The 22,585-nt window shown below is 57.6% G+C and carries 24 protein-coding genes and 1 pseudogene; 11 read left to right on the top strand and 14 right to left on the bottom strand.

Annotated features, from left to right (window positions below; genetic code table 11):
* Positions 1 to 204: 204 nt before the first annotated feature.
* From AC2FFD_RS09595 to AC2FFD_RS09585, 3 genes are all read right to left on the bottom strand, one after another.
* Positions 205 to 519: a DUF1244 domain-containing protein gene (locus tag AC2FFD_RS09595; protein ID WP_257600073.1), complete on the bottom strand. Its 315-nt coding sequence runs from the start codon at positions 517 to 519 to the stop codon at positions 205 to 207.
* 87 nt (positions 520 to 606) lie between these two features.
* On the bottom strand, positions 607 to 846 hold the full coding sequence (locus AC2FFD_RS09590; protein ID WP_152456995.1) for a DUF6868 family protein: 240 nt from the start codon (positions 844 to 846) through the stop codon (positions 607 to 609).
* Between the two features lie 87 nt (positions 847 to 933).
* The gene (locus AC2FFD_RS09585; protein WP_496872927.1) at positions 934 to 1,671 is read right to left on the bottom strand and encodes an N-formylglutamate amidohydrolase; all 738 of its coding nucleotides are present in this window, start codon (positions 1,669 to 1,671) and stop codon (positions 934 to 936) included.
* A gap of 142 nt (positions 1,672 to 1,813) precedes the next feature.
* Here AC2FFD_RS09585 and pyk point away from each other — a divergent pair, with 142 nt between their 5' ends.
* Complete coding sequence (gene pyk, locus AC2FFD_RS09580) at positions 1,814 to 3,259, top strand: pyruvate kinase (protein WP_496872926.1); 1,446 nt, start codon at positions 1,814 to 1,816, stop codon at positions 3,257 to 3,259.
* Positions 3,260 to 3,271: 12 nt separating this feature from the next.
* Here pyk and AC2FFD_RS09575 read toward each other — a convergent pair whose 3' ends face one another.
* Positions 3,272 to 3,733, bottom strand: coding sequence for an Lrp/AsnC family transcriptional regulator (locus AC2FFD_RS09575; protein ID WP_496872925.1), 462 nt, complete (start codon positions 3,731 to 3,733; stop codon positions 3,272 to 3,274).
* Between the two features lie 197 nt (positions 3,734 to 3,930).
* On the opposite strand from AC2FFD_RS09575, the gene AC2FFD_RS09570 reads away from it, so the two are divergent.
* The 6 genes from AC2FFD_RS09570 to AC2FFD_RS09545 all read left to right on the top strand — a co-directional run bounded on the left by AC2FFD_RS09570 (position 3,931) and on the right by AC2FFD_RS09545 (position 8,066).
* Positions 3,931 to 4,368, top strand: coding sequence for a universal stress protein (locus AC2FFD_RS09570; RefSeq protein WP_170344758.1), 438 nt, complete (start codon positions 3,931 to 3,933; stop codon positions 4,366 to 4,368).
* Positions 4,369 to 4,381: 13 nt separating this feature from the next.
* Complete coding sequence (locus AC2FFD_RS09565; RefSeq protein ID WP_170344759.1) at positions 4,382 to 5,932, top strand: alanine/glycine:cation symporter family protein; 1,551 nt, start codon at positions 4,382 to 4,384, stop codon at positions 5,930 to 5,932.
* A gap of 183 nt (positions 5,933 to 6,115) precedes the next feature.
* The gene (gene rpmI / locus AC2FFD_RS09560; RefSeq protein WP_010443552.1) at positions 6,116 to 6,316 is read left to right on the top strand and encodes a 50S ribosomal protein L35; all 201 of its coding nucleotides are present in this window, start codon (positions 6,116 to 6,118) and stop codon (positions 6,314 to 6,316) included.
* A gap of 14 nt (positions 6,317 to 6,330) precedes the next feature.
* Positions 6,331 to 6,696, top strand: a complete 366-nt coding sequence (gene rplT / locus AC2FFD_RS09555) for a 50S ribosomal protein L20 (protein ID WP_170344760.1) — start codon at positions 6,331 to 6,333, stop codon at positions 6,694 to 6,696.
* Between the two features lie 226 nt (positions 6,697 to 6,922).
* Positions 6,923 to 7,471 carry a YeeE/YedE thiosulfate transporter family protein gene (locus AC2FFD_RS09550; protein ID WP_496872924.1) on the top strand — a complete coding sequence of 183 codons (549 nt, stop codon included), beginning with the start codon at positions 6,923 to 6,925 and terminating at the stop codon, positions 7,469 to 7,471.
* Between the two features lie 4 nt (positions 7,472 to 7,475).
* Positions 7,476 to 8,066 (top strand): YeeE/YedE thiosulfate transporter family protein, encoded by a 591-nt coding sequence (locus AC2FFD_RS09545; protein WP_496872923.1) that lies wholly within the window; start codon positions 7,476 to 7,478, stop codon positions 8,064 to 8,066.
* A 97-nt stretch (positions 8,067 to 8,163) separates the two neighbouring features.
* Here the strand turns inward: AC2FFD_RS09545 and AC2FFD_RS09540 are convergent, their stop codons facing one another.
* On the bottom strand, positions 8,164 to 9,555 hold the full coding sequence (locus tag AC2FFD_RS09540; RefSeq protein ID WP_496872922.1) for an aminotransferase family protein: 1,392 nt from the start codon (positions 9,553 to 9,555) through the stop codon (positions 8,164 to 8,166).
* Between the two features lie 221 nt (positions 9,556 to 9,776).
* On the opposite strand from AC2FFD_RS09540, the gene AC2FFD_RS09535 reads away from it, so the two are divergent.
* Complete coding sequence (locus AC2FFD_RS09535) at positions 9,777 to 11,405, top strand: acyl-CoA synthetase (protein WP_496872921.1); 1,629 nt, start codon at positions 9,777 to 9,779, stop codon at positions 11,403 to 11,405.
* On the opposite strand, the gene AC2FFD_RS09530 is transcribed toward AC2FFD_RS09535, so the two are convergent.
* The 7 genes from AC2FFD_RS09530 to hmgA form a co-directional block, all read right to left on the bottom strand.
* Positions 11,384 to 11,737, bottom strand: coding sequence for a DOPA 4,5-dioxygenase family protein (locus AC2FFD_RS09530; protein WP_171329913.1), 354 nt, complete (start codon positions 11,735 to 11,737; stop codon positions 11,384 to 11,386). The genes AC2FFD_RS09535 and AC2FFD_RS09530 overlap by 22 nt on opposite strands.
* Before the next feature lie 86 nt (positions 11,738 to 11,823).
* Entirely contained in the window at positions 11,824 to 12,462 is a 639-nt protein-coding gene (maiA, locus tag AC2FFD_RS09525) for a maleylacetoacetate isomerase (protein ID WP_496872920.1), read from the bottom strand.
* Between the two features lie 11 nt (positions 12,463 to 12,473).
* On the bottom strand, positions 12,474 to 12,671 hold the full coding sequence (locus tag AC2FFD_RS09520; protein WP_496872919.1) for a DUF2783 domain-containing protein: 198 nt from the start codon (positions 12,669 to 12,671) through the stop codon (positions 12,474 to 12,476).
* 5 nt (positions 12,672 to 12,676) lie between these two features.
* On the bottom strand, positions 12,677 to 14,287 hold the full coding sequence (locus AC2FFD_RS09515; RefSeq protein ID WP_496872918.1) for an FAD-dependent oxidoreductase: 1,611 nt from the start codon (positions 14,285 to 14,287) through the stop codon (positions 12,677 to 12,679).
* 134 nt (positions 14,288 to 14,421) lie between these two features.
* Complete coding sequence (locus AC2FFD_RS09510) at positions 14,422 to 15,372, bottom strand: MBL fold metallo-hydrolase (RefSeq protein WP_039541551.1); 951 nt, start codon at positions 15,370 to 15,372, stop codon at positions 14,422 to 14,424.
* Between the two features lie 87 nt (positions 15,373 to 15,459).
* Positions 15,460 to 16,716 (bottom strand): fumarylacetoacetase, encoded by a 1,257-nt coding sequence (gene fahA / locus AC2FFD_RS09505; protein WP_496872917.1) that lies wholly within the window; start codon positions 16,714 to 16,716, stop codon positions 15,460 to 15,462.
* Between the two features lie 217 nt (positions 16,717 to 16,933).
* The gene (gene hmgA / locus AC2FFD_RS09500; RefSeq protein ID WP_170344769.1) at positions 16,934 to 18,289 is read right to left on the bottom strand and encodes a homogentisate 1,2-dioxygenase; all 1,356 of its coding nucleotides are present in this window, start codon (positions 18,287 to 18,289) and stop codon (positions 16,934 to 16,936) included.
* Positions 18,290 to 18,346: 57 nt separating this feature from the next.
* Between hmgA and AC2FFD_RS09495 the strand changes: the two genes are divergently transcribed.
* Together AC2FFD_RS09495 and AC2FFD_RS09490 are read left to right on the top strand one after the other, a co-directional pair.
* Entirely contained in the window at positions 18,347 to 18,799 is a 453-nt protein-coding gene (locus AC2FFD_RS09495; RefSeq protein ID WP_170344770.1) for a MarR family winged helix-turn-helix transcriptional regulator, read from the top strand.
* Positions 18,800 to 18,859: 60 nt separating this feature from the next.
* Positions 18,860 to 20,110 carry an adenylate/guanylate cyclase domain-containing protein gene (locus AC2FFD_RS09490; RefSeq protein ID WP_257600083.1) on the top strand — a complete coding sequence of 417 codons (1,251 nt, stop codon included), beginning with the start codon at positions 18,860 to 18,862 and terminating at the stop codon, positions 20,108 to 20,110.
* Between the two features lie 285 nt (positions 20,111 to 20,395).
* Here AC2FFD_RS09490 and AC2FFD_RS09485 read toward each other — a convergent pair.
* Positions 20,396 to 20,636, bottom strand: a pseudogene (locus AC2FFD_RS09485) (transposase); the annotation flags it as partial.
* A 478-nt stretch (positions 20,637 to 21,114) separates the two neighbouring features.
* Here AC2FFD_RS09485 and AC2FFD_RS09480 point away from each other — a divergent pair.
* Positions 21,115 to 21,600 carry a GNAT family N-acetyltransferase gene (locus AC2FFD_RS09480; RefSeq protein ID WP_170344772.1) on the top strand — a complete coding sequence of 162 codons (486 nt, stop codon included), beginning with the start codon at positions 21,115 to 21,117 and terminating at the stop codon, positions 21,598 to 21,600.
* 91 nt (positions 21,601 to 21,691) lie between these two features.
* On the opposite strand, the gene AC2FFD_RS09475 is transcribed toward AC2FFD_RS09480, so the two are convergent.
* Positions 21,692 to 22,501, bottom strand: coding sequence for a division plane positioning ATPase MipZ (locus AC2FFD_RS09475; RefSeq protein WP_152457022.1), 810 nt, complete (start codon positions 22,499 to 22,501; stop codon positions 21,692 to 21,694).
* Positions 22,502 to 22,585: the final 84 nt, after the last annotated feature.

Below are 22,585 nucleotides of genomic sequence, written 5' to 3'. Positions count from 1 at the left end.
GAGCAGCCCGGTAGCTCGTCAGGCTCATAACCTGAAGGTCGTAGGTTCAAATCCTACTCCCGCAACCAAAAATACCTACATAAAACAGTATGTTACGCACCGCCTCACGGCGGTGTTTTGCGTTGTCGCGATGGCGATGGAAGCACTGTGGAAGCAAATGGAGCGAACTGGGCCTGTGGTTAACGCGCAACAGGGGCACCCCAGTCAGTCTTTCCTGCCGACGTTTTCTTCGAACGCAACCTTGAAGGCCGCCTGTTTCTCGGGGCCAGCCTCGGTTTGATACTTGGATTTCCATTCGTCCATCGTCATGCCGTAGAAAATCTCGCGGGCTTCATCCTTGCCCAGTTCGATTCCCTTTTCGTTTGCCGCTTCCTGATACCAGCGCGACAGACAGTTGCGGCAAAACCCGGCGAGGTTCATCATGTCGATGTTCTGAACGTCCGTGCGGTCTTCCATCAGGTGCTTTTGCAACCGGCGAAATGCGGCAGCCTGAAGTTCAATTTCGGTTTGCTTGTCCATGAAGTGGCTCCGGATGGCGATTGAGTTGCTTCTGACCTAACAATCCAGTGGACCCGTTACAAGAATCAGACGTGTCGAAGCGCCTTTTCACATCAGTTTCAATGCCAGCCACGGCACGATGCAGAAAACCAGCGTCAGGATTTTGTAGTTCGCAAGATACCTGAAATAGGCGCGTTTCACGTCGGGGCGTTCCATCCGAAACATCCTGCCGTGAATGTCGGCAATCCAATCCTGCAATAGCAGAACCATCAGGGTGGTAAACAGAAGCACCGCTATATTGAGCACGGCCATCCAACCAAAAAACGTCGTCAAAAACTCTTGTGTCATGATGACCCCCTTTCCCAGTTTATATGGGGAATGAAGGCCGTGCTCACAACAGCGTGATGCGCGGTAAAGCACACGAAAGACTTGCGGTCAAAGGTCGCTGGCTTCCAATGCATCTTCCAGGATTGGAGCCAATCGCTCGGCCCATTCCCTTTGCCCCGCATGGTCTGCGATCAAGTCGTTGCGCAGCTCGATCAGTGCGTTTGGGCGTCCGAACGCGGTACAGTGTTTGTCGATCGCATCCCCCGGCAATATTCCGGTATACGGCTCGTTGACGCCAACGCACAGATCATCCTCGGCCTGAAGCCTTTCGATCAGAGGGCGTGAGAACCGCTGGTCCAAGGTGTGCAGCACGCCAATATGCCATGGGCGCGGTTCACGACCACGCAGTTGGCGGGTGAAGGAATGCATCGAAACGATCACCGCATGGGGCAGGGCAGCCATTTGTGCCAGTGCCTCGTGGTAGGGGCGGTAACACATATTCAGGCGACGTTCGCGTTCGACATCATCTGCATGGCGATTTCCCGGGATGATTGACCCGTCATAGAGCTTCATCAACAGCGTCGGATCGTCTTCACCCCGGTTCGGGTCGATGACCAACCGCGAGAAGTTGGCGGCAATCACCGGCGCGTTCAGGATCTCACCCAAGTGTTTCGACACCTCATACGCGCCGACATCATAGGCGATGTGGCGTTCCATATCCTCGCGCGGCAGACCGAGGTCGCCGCCATTTACGTCTGGGGGAACAGTATTGGTTGCGTGGTCGCATGTGATTAGCCAGCGCGACGGGCGATCCGCACCGTGGACGAAAAACGGAGTGTATGTCATGAGCCTGTCATCTAGTTTGCCGCAGGTGTAGGGCAGTTGCTTTGAAAAGGGAATTGCGCAATAAGCACCGAAACGATGTTTGCGGTAACATTTTACGGAAGCTGATCTGCAAACCTGAGATGACGTAAGGAGGTCTTTGCTAATGCGACGCCTGAGAAATGTGAAAATCGTGGCGACGCTGGGGCCAGCGTCAAATGACTATGACACGATTCGTGCCCTGCACGAGGCTGGTGCGGATGTCTTTCGTCTGAACATGAGCCATGGCAGCCATGATGAGATCCGCGAACGGCACAAAATCATTCGGCAGGTGGAAAAGGACCTGGACAGCCCGATTGCCATTCTGGCCGACCTTCAGGGGCCCAAGCTGCGCGTTGGTGTCTTTGCCAACGAGGCCGAGGAACTGGAAGAAGGTGCAGCTTTCCGGCTCGACCTCAACCCTGATGCTGGCGACGTCAACCGGGTCTGCCTGCCGCATCCCGAGATCTTTGCGGCGCTGGAACCGGGCGCGCGCCTGCTGGTGAATGATGGCAAGATCCGTCTGATCGTTCAGGACTGCGGACAGGATTATGCAAATTGCGTGGTTGAGGTGGGTGGCACGATCTCGAACCGCAAGGGCGTCAACGTTCCTGACGTGGTGCTGCCGCTGGCGGCTTTGTCGGCCAAGGACCGAGATGATCTGGAGTTTGTCTGCCAGCTGGGTGTCGACTGGTTGGCGCTGAGCTTCGTGCAGCGCGCCAAGGACGTTTTCGAGGCGCGCGCGCTGGCCGATGGCCGCGCGGCGATTCTGTCCAAGATTGAAAAACCTGCGGCAGTAGAGGCGTTTGACGACATCCTTGATGCGTCGGACGGGATCATGGTGGCCCGCGGCGACCTGGGTGTGGAACTGCCTGTATCTGCCGTGCCTCCGATCCAGAAACGCCTGGTTCGAAAATGCCGTGGGGCAGCCAAACCCGTCATCGTCGCCACCCAGATGCTGGAAAGCATGATCGAAAGCCCGATGCCGACCCGTGCCGAAGTGTCGGACGTTGCGACGGCGATCTACGAGGGAACGGATGCCATCATGCTCAGCGCGGAATCGGCAGCCGGTGCCTATCCGATCGAAGCGGTGCAGACGATGAACAAGGTTGCCATCGAAGTCGAAGCCGACCCGACATATACGCAGATCATCGCCGCCTCGCGTACCGCCAAGGGAACCACCGTTGCGGACGGGATCGTTGCCGCGGCGCGCGAAATAGCCGAGAAAACCGAAATCAAGGCGATCTGCTGTTTTACGCAAAGTGGCACGACAGCCGCATTGACCGCGCGCGAACGTCCCGGTGTTCCGATTATCGCAATGACGTCGCTGATGGGAACGGCGCGCAGGCTTTGCCTGACCTGGGGTTGCAACTGCGTCATGACGCCCGAGCTTGAACGGTTCAAAAGCGCGGTAGTAAACGCGGCTCGTGCGGCCAGGGCTGGGGGATTTGCAACCGAGACCGATCAGATTGTTGTCACTGCCGGCGTGCCGTTCAACGTGCCGGGCACGACCAACATTCTGCGCGTGGCCCCGTGTGACGAGCGACTGATCTACAGCACGGATCCCGAATAATCAGAACGGGTATCAAAACCCGGACACCCGTTGGCCAACAGGCTCTTTCACGGCCTCCATGACCGTGAAAGAGCTGGTTTGGTGAATCCCGGGCAGCTTGTTGATTTTCTCACCCAGTATCATCCGGAAATGCGCGATATCGCGGGTGCGGACAGTCAGCAGGTAATCGAACGACCCCGCCACCATCAGGCAGCTTTCGATTTCCGGCACATCGCGTACGGCCTCGTTGAATTTATCCAGGGATTGCTCGGCCGTTGCGGTCAGCGACACCTGTACGACGGTCAGAAGGGCCAGCCCCATTCTCTCTTTGTCGACGATGGCGCTGTAGCCCTTGATATAGCCGTTCTTTTCCAGCCGTTTCACGCGTTCGGAACAGGGCGTGTTTGTAAGGTTTACGCGCGCCGCAAGCTCAACTATTGAGAGCCGGCCATTGGCCTCAAGCTCGTGTAGGATGCGCTGATCGATATTGTCCAATTCTCTACTAATCAGTAAATCTTCCTGTTTTTTTAGTGCAGAACGATAATTTACACTGAGTATAGGCCAAAAAAATCCCCAATTCCTAGTGAAAATTCCTGATACTTACCAAAGGGCGGTCTTATTGAAAGTTCCAAGTTCCGGCTGCCCTGCCGGGGGCACGGGCCCCGGCCAAATGAAAAAAATGGAGGAACGACATGACAACAAAGATTGTCATAGGACTCGACGGGACAGAGACCGGTGAGCGCGTGATTGCCTTTGCCAAGGATTTGGCAAGGTTGATCGGCTCGTGTGAACTGGTGGTCGCTTATGTGATCGAATGGTCCCCTTACACCTTTCAGACACCGGAAGAAAACGCACAGCGTCACAAGCGAAGGGAAGAAGAGGTTGATCTGGCAACGTCGCGTATCGTGACGCCTGCCGTTGAGGCCCTCAGAGAGGCTGGTTTCGAAGCGCAGGGTGTTGTTCGTCATGGCGACGTGGCGGAGACCTTGAACGCCATTACAATGGAAATGGGCGGCTCGCAGATCGTTGTCGGCCGGTCTTCGGCAGACGGGATCAAGAAACGTATCTTCGGCAGTTCGACCCAGAACCTTGTGATGCATGCCGATGTTCCGGTCACGGTTGTGAACTGAAGGGAGGGACAAAATGAGAATGCTTAAACAACTCGGCGCCTCAACGGCCGCCGCTATTGTCGCCAGCCCTGCCTTTGCGCAAGATGCTCCGGGGCTTGATGAAAAAATCAACCAGGCTTTCGCTGACCTGACCGGCCCATTCGTCAGCTTTATCTTCGCACCATTCCCCGGGACCAGCTTCCCGTGGATCGTGATGTGGCTGGTCATCGCTGCGACGGTCTTCACTCTGTACTTTGCTTTTGTGCAGATGCGGTTCTTCAGTCACGCAATCAGTCTTGTCAAAGGTGACTATTCCGACCCCAACGATGCAGGCGAGGTCAGCCACTTTCAGGCTCTGGCCACGGCGCTTTCGGGCACAGTCGGCCTGGGGAATATCGCGGGTGTCGCTGTTGCCGTCGGCATCGGCGGACCGGGTGCAACCTTCTGGATGATCCTGGCGGGTCTTCTGGGGATGGCGTCGAAATTCACCGAATGTACGCTGGGTGTGAAATACCGCAACGAGTACGAAGATGGCACCGTTTCGGGTGGCCCGATGTACTATATGTCCAAAGGGTTCAACGAATTGGGCTTGCCGGGTGGCAAGATCCTTGCGGTTTTGTTCTCGATCTTCTGTATCCTTGGCGCGCTGGGTGGGGGCAACATGTTCCAGGCCAATCAGGCGCATCAGCAGATCGCAGGCATCGTGGGCGATTATCCGGGCTGGATTACCGGGCTGGTCTTTGCAGCGGTTGTTTTCATGGTCATCGTCGGCGGCCTGAAGTCCATCGCACGGGTGACTGAAAAGGTCGTACCGTTCATGGGCGTTCTCTACGTTCTGACCGCTCTGGTCATTATCCTGATGAATGCGGATATGATCGGCTGGGCCTTTGGCCAGATCTTCGCCGGTGCCTTCACCGGTCTGGGTGTTGCAGGCGGCATGGTCGGCGCGCTGATCCAGGGCTTCAAACGTGCGGCGTTTTCGAACGAAGCGGGTGTTGGCTCGGCAGCGATTGCACACTCGGCTGTTCGGACCAAGGAGCCGATCACCGAAGGCTTCGTTTCCTTGCTGGAACCGTTCATCGACACCGTGGTGATCTGCACAATGACCGCTCTGGTCATCATCATCACCCAGCAATTGATCATCGATCCGGAAACTGGCAACTACATGCTGAATGAGGCCGGTACGGCGATTGCTACTGTTGACGGCAACTCGGGTGTCAGCCTGACCTCTGCCGCCTTCGGCAGCGCATTCGGTTTCTTCCCGTATATCCTGGCGGTTGCGGTGATTCTGTTTGCCTTCTCGACCATGATCAGCTGGTCCTACTATGGCCTCAAGGCCTGGACCTACCTGTTCGGTGAGGGCCACACCAAAGAGCTGATCTTCAAGATCATCTTCTGCATCTTCGTCGTCATCGGCGCCGCAGCCAACCTTGGCCCGGTCATCGACTTCTCGGATGCGGCGATCTTTGCGATGGCGGTGGTCAACGTCTTTGCGCTCTACTTCCTGATGAAAGTGGTGCGTCAGGAGCTGGCCTCGTACTCCGAGCGTTTGAAAACCGGTGAAATCCGCAAATTCGAACACTAAATCCAATCACTGGGGCGGCTTCTGTCGCCCCAGTGCCTGATCAGCCTGCAAAAAGCGCAGAATCTGATCCAAACCCCCTTGCCAGTATGACCGAACTTGCGTAAACGGCGCTTCTGATCGCGTGACCGGCCGAGATGGCATGCCGAGTCGCGTCTGGAACCGAACCCGAAAAAGGAGACGGAAATGCCTAAGATGAAGACAAAGTCGAGCGCCAAGAAGCGCTTCAAGGTGACTGCGACCGGTAAGGTCCTTGCTGGCCAGGCCGGCAAACGTCACGGCATGATCAAGCGGACCAAGAAATTCATCCGCGACGCCCGTGGCAACACCACCCTGTCCGCCCCCGACGCCAAGATCGTCAAGGGCTACATGCCCTACGACCGCTAAGAGGAGATTAAGACATGTCCCGCGTTAAAGGTGGAACCGTAACTCACGCCCGTCACAAGAAGGTCATCAAGGCCGCCAAAGGTTACTATGGCCGCCGCAAGAACACCTTCAAGGTTGCCCGTCAGGCCGTCGACAAGGCCAACCAGTATGCAACCCGCGACCGTAAGAACCGCAAGCGCAACTTCCGCGCACTGTGGATCCAGCGGATCAACGCTGCTGTGCGTTCGCATGACGAAGCACTGACATATTCCCGCTTCATCAACGGCCTGAACCTGGCCGGTATCGAAGTGGACCGCAAAGTTCTGGCCGACCTGGCCGTGCACGAACCGGAAGCGTTCGGCGCGATCGTCGCCAAAGCTCAGGCTGCTCTGACAGCCTGATCCTCTTTCGAGAGACAGTGAAAGAAAGGCCGTCCCATTTTGGGGCGGCCTTTTTCTTGTGGCCAGCGGCGTAATCCGTGCGCTTGTTGGACCAGAATGATCCCGCCTTGTCGCATCGACGTTTGCCCAACATTCTTCATGCATGCGCGGTTTGATCTAGATCATGCAGTTATTACTCCAAGATGATGTATATGATTTTTTGAATGTTTAGGGGAAAGGTGAAATCATGACACTAAACTGGAAAATTGGAGGTGTGCTGCTGGGGCTCGTGTTCTTCGGAGCCGTTCTTCTGGTCAAGCCAATCGGTGTTTCGACCCAATTCGTCATTCTCGACGGGATCATCGCGGATGCCGTCAATCCGGAATTCGTAACTCAGACGGTTGACGGCTACAGTTCAACCAATGCCTACTTGGCGAAATCCAATGGAAAATACGCCAAACACGTATCCAATCCGTTGAACTACAGCTTTGTCTTCGTTCTGGCGATGGCTGTGGGGGCATTCTTGTCGGTCAAGGCCCGTGGCGGTCTGGAACCCGAAGAAAGCAAGCTGCCCAAGGTCTGGCGCGAAAACTATGGCGATACCCCTTGGGCCCGATACGCGGTCGCGCTTCTGGGCGGCTTCGTCGTTCTGTATGGGGCCAGGTTGGCCGGAGGGTGCACATCCGGTCACATGATGTCCGGCATGATGCAGACGGCACTGTCCGGATATATCTTTGCAGCTGGGGCATTTGCGGCGGCAATTCCCACGGCAATGCTGGTCTATCGGAAAGGATAAGGCGATGGAAATCACTCTTGCGATCATCATTGGTGCCGCTTTCGGAGCCGTTCTCGACCGGGTCGGCGCGGCAAACCCAAATTGGATTGTCGGCATGTTGACGCTGCGGCGGCTCCACTTGATGAAAACGATCCTCCTTGCAATCGGAACCGGTTCGATCCTGATGTTTGGCGGGCAGATGCTTGGTTTTGTGGATGTCGGCCACATGTCGGTGAAGTCGGCATATGTCGGCGTCTTCATCGGCGGGTTGTTGCTGGGTGCGGGCTGGGCTGCATCGGGGTACTGCCCAGGAACAGGGGTTTGCGCAGCGGCCTCGGGTCGCCGTGACGCCTTGTTCTTCATCTTCGGAGGTCTGCTCGGGGCCGCGGCCTATATGGCGACATTTCCGGCCTGGAAGGCCACGGGCCTTCTCGATGGAATTGCGGGTGGCAAAGTTACCCTCGGTACAGTTCCGGGGTCAGCTTACGAGGGCGTCTTGTCAGTATCTGGCGACATTCTCGGTATCGCTCTGGGTGCAGTTTTCGTTCTGGTTGCATTCATTCTGCCGGACAGCTTGATCGGAACGGACGAAAAAGTTGGCGTTGCGGCCGAATAACCGCGACGGGGCCGTACAGATTCAAGACCGGACACCCGACAAAAAAAACCGGCGCGAAATGCGCCGGTTTCAGTTTTACTTGCCAAGTTCGGTGAACTTACCCGAACACACGCCCCAGCGCGCCATCCACAGCGTCGGTGATCTGGTCGATGTCATCCGCCGTCGCGATCAGGGCGGGCGAGAAGCAAAGCGTGTTGTTGCGGCTTGGGATCGAGCGGTTTGTGACACCGATGATCACGCCCTGGTTCATACAGTCGGCCACTACCGCCTGTGCCAGTTTCTCGTCCACAGGCTCTCTGCTGGCACGGTCTGCAACCAGCTCGGCACCCAGGAACAGGCCCTTGCCGCGCACGTCGCCGATGACCTGGTGCTTTTCCATCAGTGCCTGAAGGTTGCCCATCATGCGGTCACCCATGGCCGCGCAATTGCCCAGCAGGTTTTCATCCTCGATGATGCGCATGTTTTCGATCGCAGCAGCCGGACCGGCAGTGCAACCACCAAAGGTCGAGATGTCGCGGAAATAGCTCATCGGGTCCGAAGCATCATCCTTGAACATGTCAAAGACCTCCTCGGTGGTGACCATGCAGGCAATCGCGGCATAGCCCGAGGCCACGCCCTTGGCCATGGTCACGAAATCCGGCTTGATGCCGTATTGCTGATAACCGAACCATGTGCCGGTGCGGCCCACGCCGCAGACAACCTCGTCGATATGCAGCAGCACGTCGTATTTTTTGCAGATCTCCTGCACGCGCTGCCAGTAACCCTCGGGCGCTTCGATCACGCCGCCACCTGCGGTCACCGGCTCAAGGCACAGCGCGCCAACGGTGTCGGGGCCTTCGCGCAGGATGACCTGTTCGATCTGGTCTGCCGCCCATTCGCCGAAATTCTCTTCGGGGGCACCGTCCAGTTCGTGCTTGCGATATTCCATGCAGTGGGGCACGCGCACGAAATCAGGTGCAAAGGGGCCGTATTGTGCGGTGCGCTCGTCCTGACCGCCTGCCGACATGGTTGCCAGCGTCGAGCCGTGATAATCGCGGTCACGATACAGAATCTTGGTCTTTTTGCCGCCGTACTTCTTGTGCGCGATCTGGCGCACCATCTTGAAGGCTTTCTCGTTCGCCTCGCTCCCTGAGTTGGTGTAATACACGCGGCTCATGCCGGGCATCTTGTCGATCAGTTGCTCGGCAAAGATCGCGCCGGGGATCGAACCGGCCGAATTGGCGAAATAGCACAGCTTCATTAGCTGGTCGTAAACGGCCTTGCAGATCGATTCGCGGCCATAGCCGACGTTGACGGTCCAGACACCGCCGGAAACCGCATCCAGATGCTCTTTGCCTTTCTGGTCCCAGACGCGCATGCCCTTGCCTTCGACAATGATGCGGGGGTCATTGGTTTCAAAGGGTTTGTGCTGGATCAGATGATGCCAGATATGGGCGCGGTCGGCCTCGACCACGCGGGAAAGATCGTTTTCGTTGAACGTGCCGTCCATGACAAGTCCTTTCAGTGAGGTGCGGTGCACGGGGTGCGGAAATGGTGTGCCCCGGCATATGTTTAAGATGCTTCAGATCACCGCGAATGGCCGGATCTAAGTAGGGCCAGATCGCACCATCCCGTATTGCCAGTCAATTAGGGCATCGTAATACTACGGATTTGTCAGAGCACCAAGTTTGTGCTCAAGTCGCGCAAATCGAGTGCAGGGAGGATCAGCAGTTGGCAGCGACCAATATCTATGAGCGTCATTTGGACAAATGCCGGGCGAATTACACACCCTTGTCGCCCCTCTCGTTCATCGAGCGCACGGCGCAGGTTTATCCCGATTACCCGTCGGTCGTTTATGGCGAGCGGCGGTATACCTGGGCTGAAACCTATGCCCGGTGCCGCCGGCTGGCAGGTGCCCTGAATGCGCGGGGTATCGGAAAGGGTGATACCGTATCAGTTATCGCTGCAAACATCCCCGAACTGTACGAAGCGCATTTTGGTGTGCCCATGGCGGGCGCCGTATTGAACGCCATCAACACGCGCCTGGATGCGCCGATAGTCGCTTTCATCCTGAACCACGCCGAAGCCAAGGCGTTGTTGGTTGACCCCGAGTTTTCCGGTGTCGTGAAAGAGGCGCTGGAGCAGGTTGATCATGACATTCTGGTAATCGACATCGAGGATCCCAGCATTGAAGGCGGTGAAAGGCTGGGCAGCCTGACCTATGACGCCCTGATTTCAGAGGGAGACCCGGAATTTGACTGGTCACTGCCCGAGGATGAATGGGACGCGATCACGCTGAACTATACGTCCGGCACAACGGGCAATCCCAAGGGCGTGGTCTATCACCACCGCGGCGCCACCCTGAATGCACAATCGGATCTGCTGGACTGGGATATGCCCAAGCATTCGATCTATCTGTGGACCTTGCCGATGTTTCACTGCAATGGCTGGTGCTTCCCCTGGGCCATGGCCGCCAATGCGGGCGTGTCCGTCTGTCTGCGCGCCGTGCGCGCCGAGCCGATCTATGCGGCATTCCGGGATGAGAAAGTCACCCATTTCTGTGGCGCTCCCATCGTTTTGAACATGTTGGCCCACGCGCCGGATGAACTGAAGGACTTTGACCATCAGATCAAGGTGATGACCGCGGGCGCTCCGCCGCCGGCCGCCGTGATCGAAGCGATGGAGGCGATGGGGGTCGAAGTCACGCACGTTTATGGCCTGACCGAGACTTACGGACCTTCGGTCGTTTGTGCGTGGAAGGATGAATGGAACGACAAGGGACCCGAAGACCGCGCCGCCCTGAAAGTAAGGCAGGGCGTGCGGTATACGGCGCTGTCTGGTCTGATGGTGGCCGATCCCGAAACGATGGAACCCGTGCCCGCAGATGGCGAAACCATGGGCGAGATCTTTATGCAGGGCAACGTGGTGATGAAAGGGTATCTCAAGAACCCTGATGCCACCGATGGGGCCTTCAAGGGCGGCTGGTTTGCATCCGGCGATTTGGGCGTCATGCATCCGGATGGCTATATCGCGCTCAAAGACCGGTCCAAGGACATCATCATTTCAGGCGGCGAGAATATCTCGTCCGTCGAGGTCGAGGGTATCCTCTACAAACACCCGGCAGTCATGGAAGCGGCGGTTGTGGCCCGGCCAGACGAGAAATGGGGCGAAACCCCCTGCGCCTTTGTCGAGCTGAAGCCTGACGCAACCGCGACCGAGGCAGAGCTGATTGCTTTTTGCCGAAACAACATGGCCCATTTCAAAGCGCCCAAGACCGTGGTGTTTGGCACCCTGCCGAAAACGTCAACCGGCAAGGTGCAGAAATTCGTTCTGCGGGATCAGGCGCGGGCGCTGGGCTGAAGCGTGCCAAAGATCGACAGGTCCAGATCCAGCATTTCACCCATCCAAATCGCGCGATCGCGGTGATCGGCCAGATGGTCGCCGGTTTCCGGGTGGGTGAAAACGGTAAGGCCCCGCCGGTTCAGCATCAACCACGGTGTGACCTGGTCGAAGGCATCAGCCGCAAAGCTCAACTGGCAGCTCCAGCGCGGGTGGGGGCCGACATTGCGGCTATGCATGCGTCCCATCCGCACGGGGAACAGACGGGCGGCCTCTTCGCAGACCTGTTGTGCCGTGTTCTGCGTGTCGGCGTCAAAATAGACATGGGCGTGGTATCCGGTGATCTGGGGCATCAGAACCTCTTTTGCTTTGATGAAACAAAGCTAAGTCCGATCGGGCCAGACGCCTAGGCACACAGGCACACAGGGCCTGTGCAAGCTTATTGGGGTGCGTGCCTGTCAGGATGCGCCGCGACAAATGCCGGGTGACCGGCGCAGGCCTTTTCGACACCCAGCAGACGCGGCATGTCCGACAAGTCGACCTTCCACCGGCGCGCATTGTAGATCTGCGGGATCAGGCAGATGTCGGCGAGGCCGGGCTGTGAACCGACGCAATAGGGGGTTTGTTCAAACTCACCCAACATGGTCTCGAAGGCCTGCAACCCCGGCCGGATGAAGTGCCGCATCCACTCTCCGGGCATGTCGGATGGGTCTTTGCTGAGGGCGGTCGCATGACGTGCAACTGAAAGGTTGCAAACAGGGTGAATGTCCACCGCAATCGCATAGGCCAGCGCCTGCACGCGCGCGCGCCCTGCTGCATCGTCGGGCAGAAGGTTCAATTCACGTGTCTTGTCCAGATAGTCGAGAATGGCCAGAGATTGCGTCAGCCGCAGCCCGTCAATATCCAGAACCGGAACGAACCCTTGTGGGTTTCGGGCAATATGTGCATCGCCCTTGTGTTCGCCATCCACCAGGTCGACGACAACCGCGCGATAGTCGATCCCGGCCAGATTCAGGGCGATCCGCACCCGATAGCTGGCCGAGGACCGCCAATAGTCATAAAGGACGGTTTTGCTCACATTCGAATCCGTCACTTGTCGGCCAGGGTGGCGGCGCGAATGGCGTCAGACAACACCGCCTTGTCGCCGATGTGATTGGCCAGCACCAGAACCAGCCGGGCGTTCAGCGCGTCACTGTCGGCTTTTTCAAGCCCTTCATGCGCGGCCAGCAGCTCGGCATAGAAGTCGTCGGCATCGTCGATATTCGGGGTTAGGATCAGGTCAGACATCGCGCTTACTCCTTGCCGCAGGCTCTGCGGATCGCATGGCGGAAACTGTTTTCTTCATAGCTGTCCCGCCGCGCCGCCACGTGCTGATCGGGGCGGATCAGATAAACGGCGCTGGTTGCGTCGCCCAGATAGCGACGTTTCAGCGCCAGGGTCAGATCATCCTTGACCGACAGCGCCAACCGCGTGACCTCGACCCCGTCTTCTTCCAGCACCTCCGGGGCATCCGCGTCAATCGTCAGAAGGGTGAATTTGCCTGCCAGTTTGGGCAACAGGAACGCATCACCCAGCGGCGCGTCCGGGCAGGCCGAGCCGGGGCGCGTCTCGGCTGGGCCATCCAGCGCGTCGGCAGAATTCAGGGTAGAGCCGTCATAGGTGCAAGGTTGACTCAGGCGTCCTGAATTCACCAACGGACGGGCAAACTCGTACTGCTCGCTCAGGTCCAGAACCGCATCCCGCAGAACTCGCGACATTTCGGATTTCGGAGTAATGAAATCGGTGGACCGGCTGGATTTCTGGATGTTCTCATCAGCCCCGTGCACGCGTTCCGCGTCGTAGCTGTCCAGCAGGCTTTCGGGGGCTTTCCCATCCAGCACCAGTTTCAGTTTCCAGCACAGGTTGTCAGTGTCTTGCAGGCCGGAATTGGCGCCGCGCGCGCCAAAGGGGCTGACCTGATGCGCGCTGTCGCCTGCGAAAAGGACCCGTCCTTTGCGGAAGCTTTCCATGCGGCGGCACTGGAAGGTATAAATCGAGACCCACTCCAGCTGAAACTCGACGTCGTCGCCCAGCATCGCCTTGAGGCGCGGGATCACATTCTCGGGGCGCTTTTCGCGTTCCTTGTCGATGTCCCAACCCAGTTGCAGGTCGATACGCCAGACATTGTCGGGCTGTTTGTGCAAAAGCGCGGATTGCCCGCGATTGAACGGAGGGTCAAACCAGAACCAGCGTTCCGAGGGGAAATCGGCATCCATGATCACGTCCGCGATCAGGAAATTGTCTTCGAAAACACGCCCTTCGAAATCGATGCCCAGCATCCGCCGGGTGGGCGACGCGGCACCATCGCAGGCGATCAGCCACTCGGCCTCGAGTGTATAAGGGCCTTCGGGGGTTTCGACCTCCAGCCGAACGTGATCTTCGTGCGTACCGATTGCATCAACCTTGTTGCGCCCGCGAATCTCGATCGGTGCGCCGTCTGCCTGCAACTCGCGCACGCGTTCCACAAAGAAGTTTTCAAGATGGTATTGCTGCAAGTTGATGAAGGCCGGGTTGGCGTAACCTTCGTCCGGTTGCAGGTTGAATTCATAGACCTGACGATCATCGAAAAAGACCTTGCCGCGGTCCCATAGAACGCCTTTGTCGACCAATCGCTGGCCGCAGCCCAGCCGGTCTGCAATTTCCAGCGTGCGTTGGGAAAAACAGATGGCGCGGCTGCCAAAGCTGACCTTGTCATTTTCGTCCAGAACCACAACTTCGACCCCTTGCTGGGCCAGGTCGATGGCGGCGGCCAGACCAACCGGCCCCGCACCGATCACGATGACCTTGTGCCTGACGGGCGTCGGGCTGTCCTGATCCGGGCTGCGTTCATATCCGTAAAGCGGCGTTTCAAAGATCTTGTTCATGGGCTCCCCCCAAAACAGATGCACCGTTGTGCTGCATGTCCTGTCCCCCGGCGGCGGGCGCCGGAGGTCTTGGATTATGGTTTCATCGAATCCCGCCGCAAAAAACGATCTGGATCAAACTCGACCGTTTTTCGTCAGCCTTGCAGCGCTTCCCACATCTCGAGGTCGCGCTGGGCGGTCCAGATGCGGGGCGTGTCAATGCCGCGCGCCTCGTCATAGGCGCGGGCCACGTTGAACGGCAGGCAGTGCTCGTAGATCGCGTAATCGGCAAATTTGGGGTCACATTCAGCGCGGACTGCGTCCCAGGCCTCTTTCAGGGAGCCGCCGCGCGCCGCGACCTTCGCCGCCGGCCGGTATGTGCTTTCGACAAAATCGCGGGTGTTCTCGATGGCCGCATTCACCATATCCTTGCCGACCAGCGCATCGCCGCGCCCCGGTGCAATGGCGTCGACATCGAACCACTTGATCTCGTCCAGCGTGTCACCCCAGTCGCTGAAATGACCATCGCCGCAATAGCAGGCCGAGTGATATTCGACGATATCGCCGGTGAACATAACGTTCTGATCCGGCACATGGATGACGATGTCGCCTGCCGTATGCGCGCGACCCAGATGCATCAGGTCGATCCGGCGGTTGCCCAGATACACCGTCATCGTATCGCTGAAGGTGGTGGTGGGCCAGGTCAGGCCGGGGATGCTTTCATGCCCTTCGAACAGGCGCGGGAAGCGCTGGAATTCGCTGTCCCAGTCTTCCTGACCCCGCTCGACGACCATGGCGCGGGCCATGTCCGACATCAGGATCTGCTGCGCGCCGAACGCGCTTGCGCCCAGAACACGTACTGCGTGGTAGTGGGTCAGGGCCACATGCGTGATCGGTTTGTCGGTGACGGAACGCACGCATTCGATCACCTTGTTTGCCAGACGCGGAGTCGCCTGCGCCTCGACGATCATCACGCTGTCGTCACCGATGATCACACCCGAGTTCGGGTCGCCTTCGGCGGTAAAGGCATAGAGCCCTTCTCCGACTTCAGTGAAGCTGATCTTTTTTTCCGACATGTCCCCCTGGGACGCGAATGCTTTGGCCATCTTGGTTTTGTCCTTTTGCGGTTGCGCGGAAGGCAGAGGTTGGATGCCTCCGGCGGGAGTATTTGGGAAAAGATGAAGATCAGTGCGTCATCTTTCGTAAGGGTTCTCGAGCGCGGGCAGCAGCTTGCCCACACAGTCGCCGAAGCCGATCGTGTAGCCATCGCCCTTGGCAGCCCCTTTAAGGGTCAGGGTATCGCCGTCCTCGATGAAGCTGCGGGATTCGCCGGTATCCAGTGTGATCGGTTCCTTGCCGCCCCAGCTGAGTTCCAGAAGCGAACCGCGGCTGTCCTTCGTCGGCCCCGAGATCGTGCCCGACCCCAGCAGGTCGCCCGTGTTCATCGGGCATCCTGATGTGGTGTGATGCGCCAATTGCTGCGCAGCGGAATAGTACATCTGGTTGTAGTTGGTCCGGGCAATCGTCGTGGCGGGTTGCCCGGCAGGTGCCATGGTGATCGCCAGATCGATGTCATAGAGCATCGGGCCGCAATCCTTGAGGTGATCCAGCAGTTCGAATTCGCGGGGCGGCGTGTCACAGCGGAATGGCTCGAGGGCCGCCTTGGTCACGATCCATGGGCTGATCGAGGTTGCCGTGGCCTTTGCCTGAAACGGACCCAGCGGCTGGTATTCCCATGCCTGGATGTCCCGTGCGGACCAGTCATTCAGAAGCACGTAGCCGAAAATATTGTCATCCGCTTCCTGCACGGTGATCGGACCATCCGAGGGTGTTCCGACAATCGCGCCCATCTCAAGCTCGATGTCAAAGCGACGGCTGGGCAGGAAGGCGGGCAAGTCCTGATCGGGGGCTTTCAGCTGACCCCAGGGGCGGCGAACATCCGTGCCCGATACTACGACCGAAGATGCACGTCCGTTGTAACCAATGGGAATGTGCAGCCAGTTCGGCGGCAGGGCGTTTTCCGGCCCCCGGAACATGGTGCCCACGTTGAAGGCATGGTTTCGGCCTGCGTAGAAATCGGTGTATTCGCTGACCGCAAAGGGCAGATGCATTTCCGCATCTTCTTGTTTGACAAGCAGCGGCTCGACCTTGACTTGTTCATCTGAACCTTCGGCCAGAAGGCTGATCAGCCGTTCGCGCAGCGCGGTCCAGACGGCCGGACCTTCTTCCATGAGGGGGTTCCAGAACGGCATGTCGAACAGAGGCTCATCGGTCAGGGAGATCAACCCCTCGGCTTCGGCGGCGGTGACGTCGAGGATCATGTCACCGATGGCCACGCCGCAGCGCGGATCATCGCCTTCGGTCGAGAAGACACCATAAGGCAGGTTGTTCAGTGGGAACGGATGTGTCGCGTCATTGGCCGACGCAACCCAGGAAGTCATCAAAGGCATGTCTTGCCCCTATTTTGTTATGTTCTAAGAGGTTCGGAAGGATTTTGGCTTTGGAACGGAGATAGCAATAGCACGAAGCCGCCGCGGTTGTGGCATGTCATATGCACGAGGCATCGCTGCACACCGGTTGCCGAGGCGTGTCGGCTCGGCAACCGGTTCAACTCCGGCATGTTCAGCGCGGGCAGGACGACGGCAATGAAACTGAACCAATGGCGGTTCATTTCTTGCCCGGCGTTCCGTCGAACTTCTTCTCAAGCGATGTCCAGCAGTCGATGTAATCATCCTGCAACGGCGCCTCGGTGGCGGCAAACGGGGTCAGGTGCTGCGGGAAACGGGTTTCGAACATGAACGACATCGTCTGGTCCAGCTTGTCCGGCCCCAGGTTGGAATATGACGCCTTGTCAAAAGCTTCCCTGTCGGGGCCGTGTGGGATCATCATGTTGTGCAGGCTTGTGCCGCCGGGAACAAATCCCTGCGGTTTCGCGTCGTACTGGCCGTAGATGTTGCCCATCAGCTCGGACATTATATTCTTGTGGTACCACGGCGGGCGGAACGTGTCTTCCATCACCATCCAGCGTTCGCGGAACAGGACAAAGTCGATATTGGCCGTGCCGGGCTGGCCGGACGGGGCCGTCAGAACGGTAAAGATCGACGGGTCGGGATGGTCAAACAGGATCGCGCCGACGGGGCAATAGTTGCGCAGGTCGTATTTATAGGGCGCATAGTTGCCGTGCCATGCAACGACATCCAGCGGGCTGTGGCCGATCCTGGTGGTGTGGAATTGCCCGCACCATTTGATTGTCACGGTAGATGGGGTTTCACGATCCTCGTAAGCCGCCACAGGTGCCTTGAAATCGCGTGGGTTCGCCATGCAATTGGCCCCGATCGGTCCGCGACCCGGCAGCTCAAACTTCTGACCGTAATTCTCGCAGACAAAGCCGCGTGCGGGGCCTTCCAGAACCTCAACCCGGTACAGCAAACCACGCGGAATGATCGCGATTTCCTTGGGCTCCAGGTCGATGATCCCCAATTCCGTCGCAAATCGCAGGCGCCCTTCCTGTGGCACAACCAGCAATTCGGAATCAGCCGAGAAGAAATAGTCATCGACCATGGATTCCGTGACCAGATAGATGTGGCTCGCCATGCCGACCTGCGTGTTCACATCACCTGCGGTTGTCATGGTCCGCATACCGGTCATCCAGTTCAGACCTTCATCGGAATGCGGGATGGGATCCCAGCGGTACTGGCCAAGGCTGATCACATCCGGATCAATGCAGGGGGCCGATTTCCAGTAGGGAAGATCGATTTTTTCATAACGATGCGAGTGCTTTACGGACGGGCGAATGCGATAGCACCACGTACGCTCAGGCGGGTTGGCGGTAAAGGCCGTGCCGCTCAGCTGCTCTCCGTAAAGACCATAGTTGCACCGTTGCGGGCTGTTCATCCCTTGCGGCAGGGCCTCGGGCAAGGCCTCGGTTTCAAAGTCGTTCCCAAAGCCTGGCATATAACCTGCATGAGTTCCGACAGGCGTCGCAGCCTGTGTCAGCGTATGCGGATCAGTCGGACGATTCATTGCGTTTTCCTCCGTTTGCTGCTTGTCGGTTAATAGTTGATTTTGTAACTAACAAGCATGACACACGATGAATCCGAAAAAAATGATGACTTTGATTTGCAGAATTTTCTGCCCTTCCTGCTGAATCAGGCGGCCGAGCGGGCTTCGCTTGAGTTTCAGGCCGTTTACAAGGGCCGCTATGGGATGCTCAGAACCGAATGGCGGGTGTTGTTCCATCTGGGGCTGTTTGGCGAGATGACCGCCAAGGAAATCGGCGCGCGTGCCAGAATGCACAAAACCAAGATCAGCCGTGCGGTCGCCAAGCTGGAAGAGCGTCGATATCTGAAACGCACGCGGGACGAAGCGGATCGGCGGGCGGAATGGCTGACACTGACACCGGCAGGACAGGCTGTGTATCGTGACCTGCGCGGTGTTGCTGCCAAGTACGATGCGAAACTGTCAGGCCTGTTCAAACCGGAAGAGGCCGCGTTGTTGCGTCAAATGCTGCAAAGGTTGTCCGGTTTGGACTGACCTATGGCAATTGATGCGTGTAGCCCCCAAATGGGGATCATGCTTGATACGGACATTAAAATGACCTCGCTAGATTCCGCTTCGGCTTCCACAGATTCTCTGATCGATTGGCTGGTCAACAAGGGGCTTGAGGGCGCCGGGCAAGAAGAGTTGTTGGAAGGGTTTTGTACCCGATTGGTAGATATGGGTGTTCCGTTGATGCGCTTTCATGCGGCGCAATCGACCCTGCATCCGGTTTACGGCGGCACCGGTTACAGCTGGTACAACGGCGCGGGTGGCGAATCCGAGACGTTTGAATACACGGACACGCCCAGCGAAGTTTGGCAGCAAAGCCCTCTCTATGCGCTGCTGAATGAAGATCTGGATGAAATCCGGGTCAAACTGGTCGAGCACAACGAACCCAGCCGCTTTCCCCTGCTGAACGATCTGCGCGAAGTCGGAGCAACCGATTATTATGCCACGGGCCTGTCTTATGAAGGGGCGAAACAGCTGCGCCCCGACGGCACGAAAAAGGTCAGCGATGGCGTTCTGATGTCCTGGACCAGCGACGCGCCGAACGGATTCGAAGACAGTGATCTGAACCGAATACAAACTGTACTGCCGCATCTGGGGCTGGCGCTCAAATCCGCCAAGAACCACGATCTGGCCAAGGATCTGATGCGGGTCTACCTGGGCCGGGATGCCGGTCGCCGGGTTCTGTCGGGTGAAATTCGGCGCGGGTCCTTGCAGCAAATCGATGCGGTGATCTGGAATTTCGACCTCGAAGGCTTCACCACGCTGTCCGAAGACCTGCCGGGCCATGAGATCATCGACATGCTGAACGACTATCTGGCCGTTGCCGTGGGTGTGGTGCATGACAAGGGCGGTAACATCCTGAAATTCATGGGTGACGGGCTGATGGCAATGTTCGATGTCGGAGAGATCGACGAAGACGCCCGTGCCGCGCTTGATGCCGTGCCCTTGTTGCAGTCCCGCATGGATGAATTGAACGCAAGGCGCCGCGCGCAAGGTCTGCCGGTGGTCAACTACACGCTGGCCCTGCATTCGGGCGAGATTCTCTATGGCAATATCGGGTCCGAAACGCGGCTGGATTTCACCGTGATCGGCCCGGCTGTCAACCAGGCCGCCCGCATCGCGGGAATGCACCGGTCTTTGGGTCAGAGGATCCTGATCTCGGACGACGTCGCCCGCGCTGCACAGCGCTGCGCGCAGGAACTTGTCTCGGTCGGCCGCTACATGCTTCGCGGTGTGAATGAGCCGAAGGAGCTGTTTACGGTATACAGTCCCGGCGGGCCATCAGAAACCAAGTGAAACTGCGGTTATTTCGTTCAGCGGTACCGAAGCTGAAAGACGTGATGGCGCGTCTCGGTTCAGCTGGACACGAGCGGCGGGTTAGCCCGAATGTTCAAGAAAAATGCGACTTTAATCCAATAGCTGGTTTGAGCTTCCAGCGGAGGTCGTGGCAAGACTGCCGGGAGGCTATCGTCCTGCGCAAAGAGCGCTTCCATTGGCTTCAGAAAATTGCTGATGCTACGCTGGCCTGTTTTTGAGGATGCATGACCGACCTCAATGATTTTGAGAAGATGGAGCGCGAAGGCCGGGCCAATCCAGCTAACCGCTTCTTGCCAGCCTCAAGGAACTCTTTCGACCAACTGTAATACAGGCTCGTGGCTATTCCTTCGCGGCGACACAACTCCGCTATGCTGTCCTCACCACGAAGCCCATCCAAAACAATGCGGATCTTTTCCTCTGCTGAATGTTGTCGCCGCGTCTTCCTGCGGATGTCTTTGACAACCCTCTCTGCCGGTACTTTGTGTTTCCCGGACTTCATTCTCATCTCCACTATCTAATGGTTACGATGAGCCTGAAATCCTCCGCTACGCAATCAACCTATTCTGTTCCATGAGCGCTGATGTCAGACATGCGCAGCATCGCTTTTGGGAGCGTAGCCAGTCATAAAGCGAGACGCAATTCGCTCTGATCTGGCGGCACGTACTCGCTCTCAAGGTATGAAACACAATGGCGGTTTTCTGGTCCCGGCTCCGTCCGTCATCGTTTCGGCCGTTCGCTGCTGACTTTTGCAAATTCTTTGTGATTATGCGCGTGCACCGACTGGCATCTTTGTCCCGCTCGCCGGATTTTGATTTCGCCTGAACCGAGCGGATGACCTACAGAAACCGTCAGATGAACAGTTCGAGCCAAATCGGCAGAGGCCGCAATTCGCGCCTTTGTCTGGTTATCGATACGCTTTGCCGGCCGCGAGACAGCTTCGGGTTTCTTGGGCTATATTTCTCCATAAGACATAGGAGAACTGTATGCGCGAGTTTAGAAATGCCCAAGCCGCCGATGCGGATCGCTGCTTCGAAATCGAGACCGCGGCTTACGAAGGTGAAGAGGCTGCGACACACGCCAAAATCTGCAAACGGATCGAGACCTACCCCGATGGCTTTCTGATCCTTGAAGTGGATGGAACGGTCGTTGGCTTTATCAACTGCGGATGCGCTCATGTGGTTGAAATGTCTAACGAGGAGTTCAAGGAACTTATCGGCCACGACCCTGACGCGCCCAATGTGGTCATCATGTCCGTCGTCGTAGACCCGACCGAACAAGGCAAGGGTTATTCAAGGTCTCTGATGGATGAGTTTGTCAGGCGCATGCAGCAGATGAACAAGGCAACGATCCATCTGATGTGCAAAGAGCATCATGTGTCGCTCTATGAGAAGTTCGGCTATAGCTACCTGAGACGGTCTGCTTCCGACCACGGAGGAATGGCATGGCATGAGATGAGTATGGGACTTTGAAGCAAAGCTTACTGACCCTCAGCTAAACGGACATACGGCCCTCCAAACGGAACGGCAGCTTTGTCCGCAGAGCGGCCGCCGAAACAACAGATCAGAAATCAATCTCCACACCCGGCAGGTTCAGCTCTTTCATCATGTCACGCAGTTCCTGCCGGGCGGCGATGTTCGAGATGTTCAGCTGTTTGACGCCGATGTCCTTCAGGTCCAGAAGGGTCAGGCCGCGCGGGAACAGTTCGCGGAAGATAACCCGCTCGGAAAAGCCCGAGGCGACCCGAAAGCCGATGCGCTGGGACAGCATCTCGATCGCGCGCTGCATCTTTTCCTTGTTGACCATGCGCTGCGTACCGACCCGGTTGCGAACGACGACCCAGTCGATCGGCTTCAGCCCGGCCTGTGCCCGCAGTTGACGAGCATTCCAGACCATTTCGGAATAGACGGACGGGCCAAGGATCTTCTCTCCCTTCGAGTCGATCCGCGCCAAAAGGTCGAAGTCAATGAAGCTGTCGTTCAACGGGGTGATCAGCGTGTCGGCCAGTGAATGCGCCACCTGACTCAGACGGGTATGAGACCCCGGGCAGTCGATCAGAATAAAGTCGCTGTCGCTTTCCAGTTGGGATACGGCAGCAGACAGGCGATGGTCATAGATGTTCTCGCCCGGTTTCAACGTTGCGGCGTCGATCTCGGGCAGGTCATGGTGGCGCGGGCTGGGCAGAGTCAGGTCCGAGCTTTTGAGGAAGTTGTTGCGGTTCTCGAAGTATCGTCCCAGACTGCGCTGGCGCAGGTCCAGATCCAACGTGCTGACCTTGTGTCCCAATCGGGCCAGCGCGGTCGCCACATGCATCGACACGGTCGATTTGCCTGCGCCACCCTTTTCGTTCCCGACCACAATGATATGTGCCATGCTTGTATTCCCAAGTCTCGCCGTGCTTCACTACACGTTGTTGTCAGCCACTATATGTTGTGTCGGCGGCGAAGGAAAGAACCT

The organism is Ruegeria sp. YTSC002 (assembly GCF_059609845.1).
The sequence above is the reverse complement of the archived record's forward strand: the minus strand, read 5'-3'. Positions and strand labels throughout refer to the sequence as shown.

What these genes read in the sequence shown, in the direction of transcription:
- AC2FFD_RS09490 (WP_257600083.1), top strand. Translation starts at nt 18,860, where the DNA reads ATGACCTCGCTAGATTCCGCTTCGGCTTCCACAGATTCTCTGATCGAT.
- rplT (WP_170344760.1), top strand. Translation starts at nt 6,331, where the DNA reads ATGTCCCGCGTTAAAGGTGGAACCGTAACTCACGCCCGTCACAAGAAG.
- rpmI (WP_010443552.1), top strand. Translation starts at nt 6,116, where the DNA reads ATGCCTAAGATGAAGACAAAGTCGAGCGCCAAGAAGCGCTTCAAGGTG.
- AC2FFD_RS09510 (WP_039541551.1), bottom strand. Translation starts at nt 15,372, where the DNA reads ATGGCCAAAGCATTCGCGTCCCAGGGGGACATGTCGGAAAAAAAGATC.
- AC2FFD_RS09515 (WP_496872918.1), bottom strand. Translation starts at nt 14,287, where the DNA reads ATGAACAAGATCTTTGAAACGCCGCTTTACGGATATGAACGCAGCCCG.
- AC2FFD_RS09590 (WP_152456995.1), bottom strand. Translation starts at nt 846, where the DNA reads ATGACACAAGAGTTTTTGACGACGTTTTTTGGTTGGATGGCCGTGCTC.
- AC2FFD_RS09495 (WP_170344770.1), top strand. Translation starts at nt 18,347, where the DNA reads ATGACACACGATGAATCCGAAAAAAATGATGACTTTGATTTGCAGAAT.
- AC2FFD_RS09520 (WP_496872919.1), bottom strand. Translation starts at nt 12,671, where the DNA reads ATGTCTGACCTGATCCTAACCCCGAATATCGACGATGCCGACGACTTC.
- AC2FFD_RS09585 (WP_496872927.1), bottom strand. Translation starts at nt 1,671, where the DNA reads ATGACATACACTCCGTTTTTCGTCCACGGTGCGGATCGCCCGTCGCGC.
- AC2FFD_RS09545 (WP_496872923.1), top strand. Translation starts at nt 7,476, where the DNA reads ATGGAAATCACTCTTGCGATCATCATTGGTGCCGCTTTCGGAGCCGTT.
- AC2FFD_RS09475 (WP_152457022.1), bottom strand. Translation starts at nt 22,501, where the DNA reads ATGGCACATATCATTGTGGTCGGGAACGAAAAGGGTGGCGCAGGCAAA.
- AC2FFD_RS09540 (WP_496872922.1), bottom strand. Translation starts at nt 9,555, where the DNA reads ATGGACGGCACGTTCAACGAAAACGATCTTTCCCGCGTGGTCGAGGCC.
- fahA (WP_496872917.1), bottom strand. Translation starts at nt 16,716, where the DNA reads ATGCCTTTGATGACTTCCTGGGTTGCGTCGGCCAATGACGCGACACAT.
- AC2FFD_RS09480 (WP_170344772.1), top strand. Translation starts at nt 21,115, where the DNA reads ATGCGCGAGTTTAGAAATGCCCAAGCCGCCGATGCGGATCGCTGCTTC.
- AC2FFD_RS09595 (WP_257600073.1), bottom strand. Translation starts at nt 519, where the DNA reads ATGGACAAGCAAACCGAAATTGAACTTCAGGCTGCCGCATTTCGCCGG.
- AC2FFD_RS09550 (WP_496872924.1), top strand. Translation starts at nt 6,923, where the DNA reads ATGACACTAAACTGGAAAATTGGAGGTGTGCTGCTGGGGCTCGTGTTC.
- AC2FFD_RS09530 (WP_171329913.1), bottom strand. Translation starts at nt 11,737, where the DNA reads ATGCCCCAGATCACCGGATACCACGCCCATGTCTATTTTGACGCCGAC.
- pyk (WP_496872926.1), top strand. Translation starts at nt 1,814, where the DNA reads ATGCGACGCCTGAGAAATGTGAAAATCGTGGCGACGCTGGGGCCAGCG.
- hmgA (WP_170344769.1), bottom strand. Translation starts at nt 18,289, where the DNA reads ATGAATCGTCCGACTGATCCGCATACGCTGACACAGGCTGCGACGCCT.
- AC2FFD_RS09565 (WP_170344759.1), top strand. Translation starts at nt 4,382, where the DNA reads ATGAGAATGCTTAAACAACTCGGCGCCTCAACGGCCGCCGCTATTGTC.
- AC2FFD_RS09570 (WP_170344758.1), top strand. Translation starts at nt 3,931, where the DNA reads ATGACAACAAAGATTGTCATAGGACTCGACGGGACAGAGACCGGTGAG.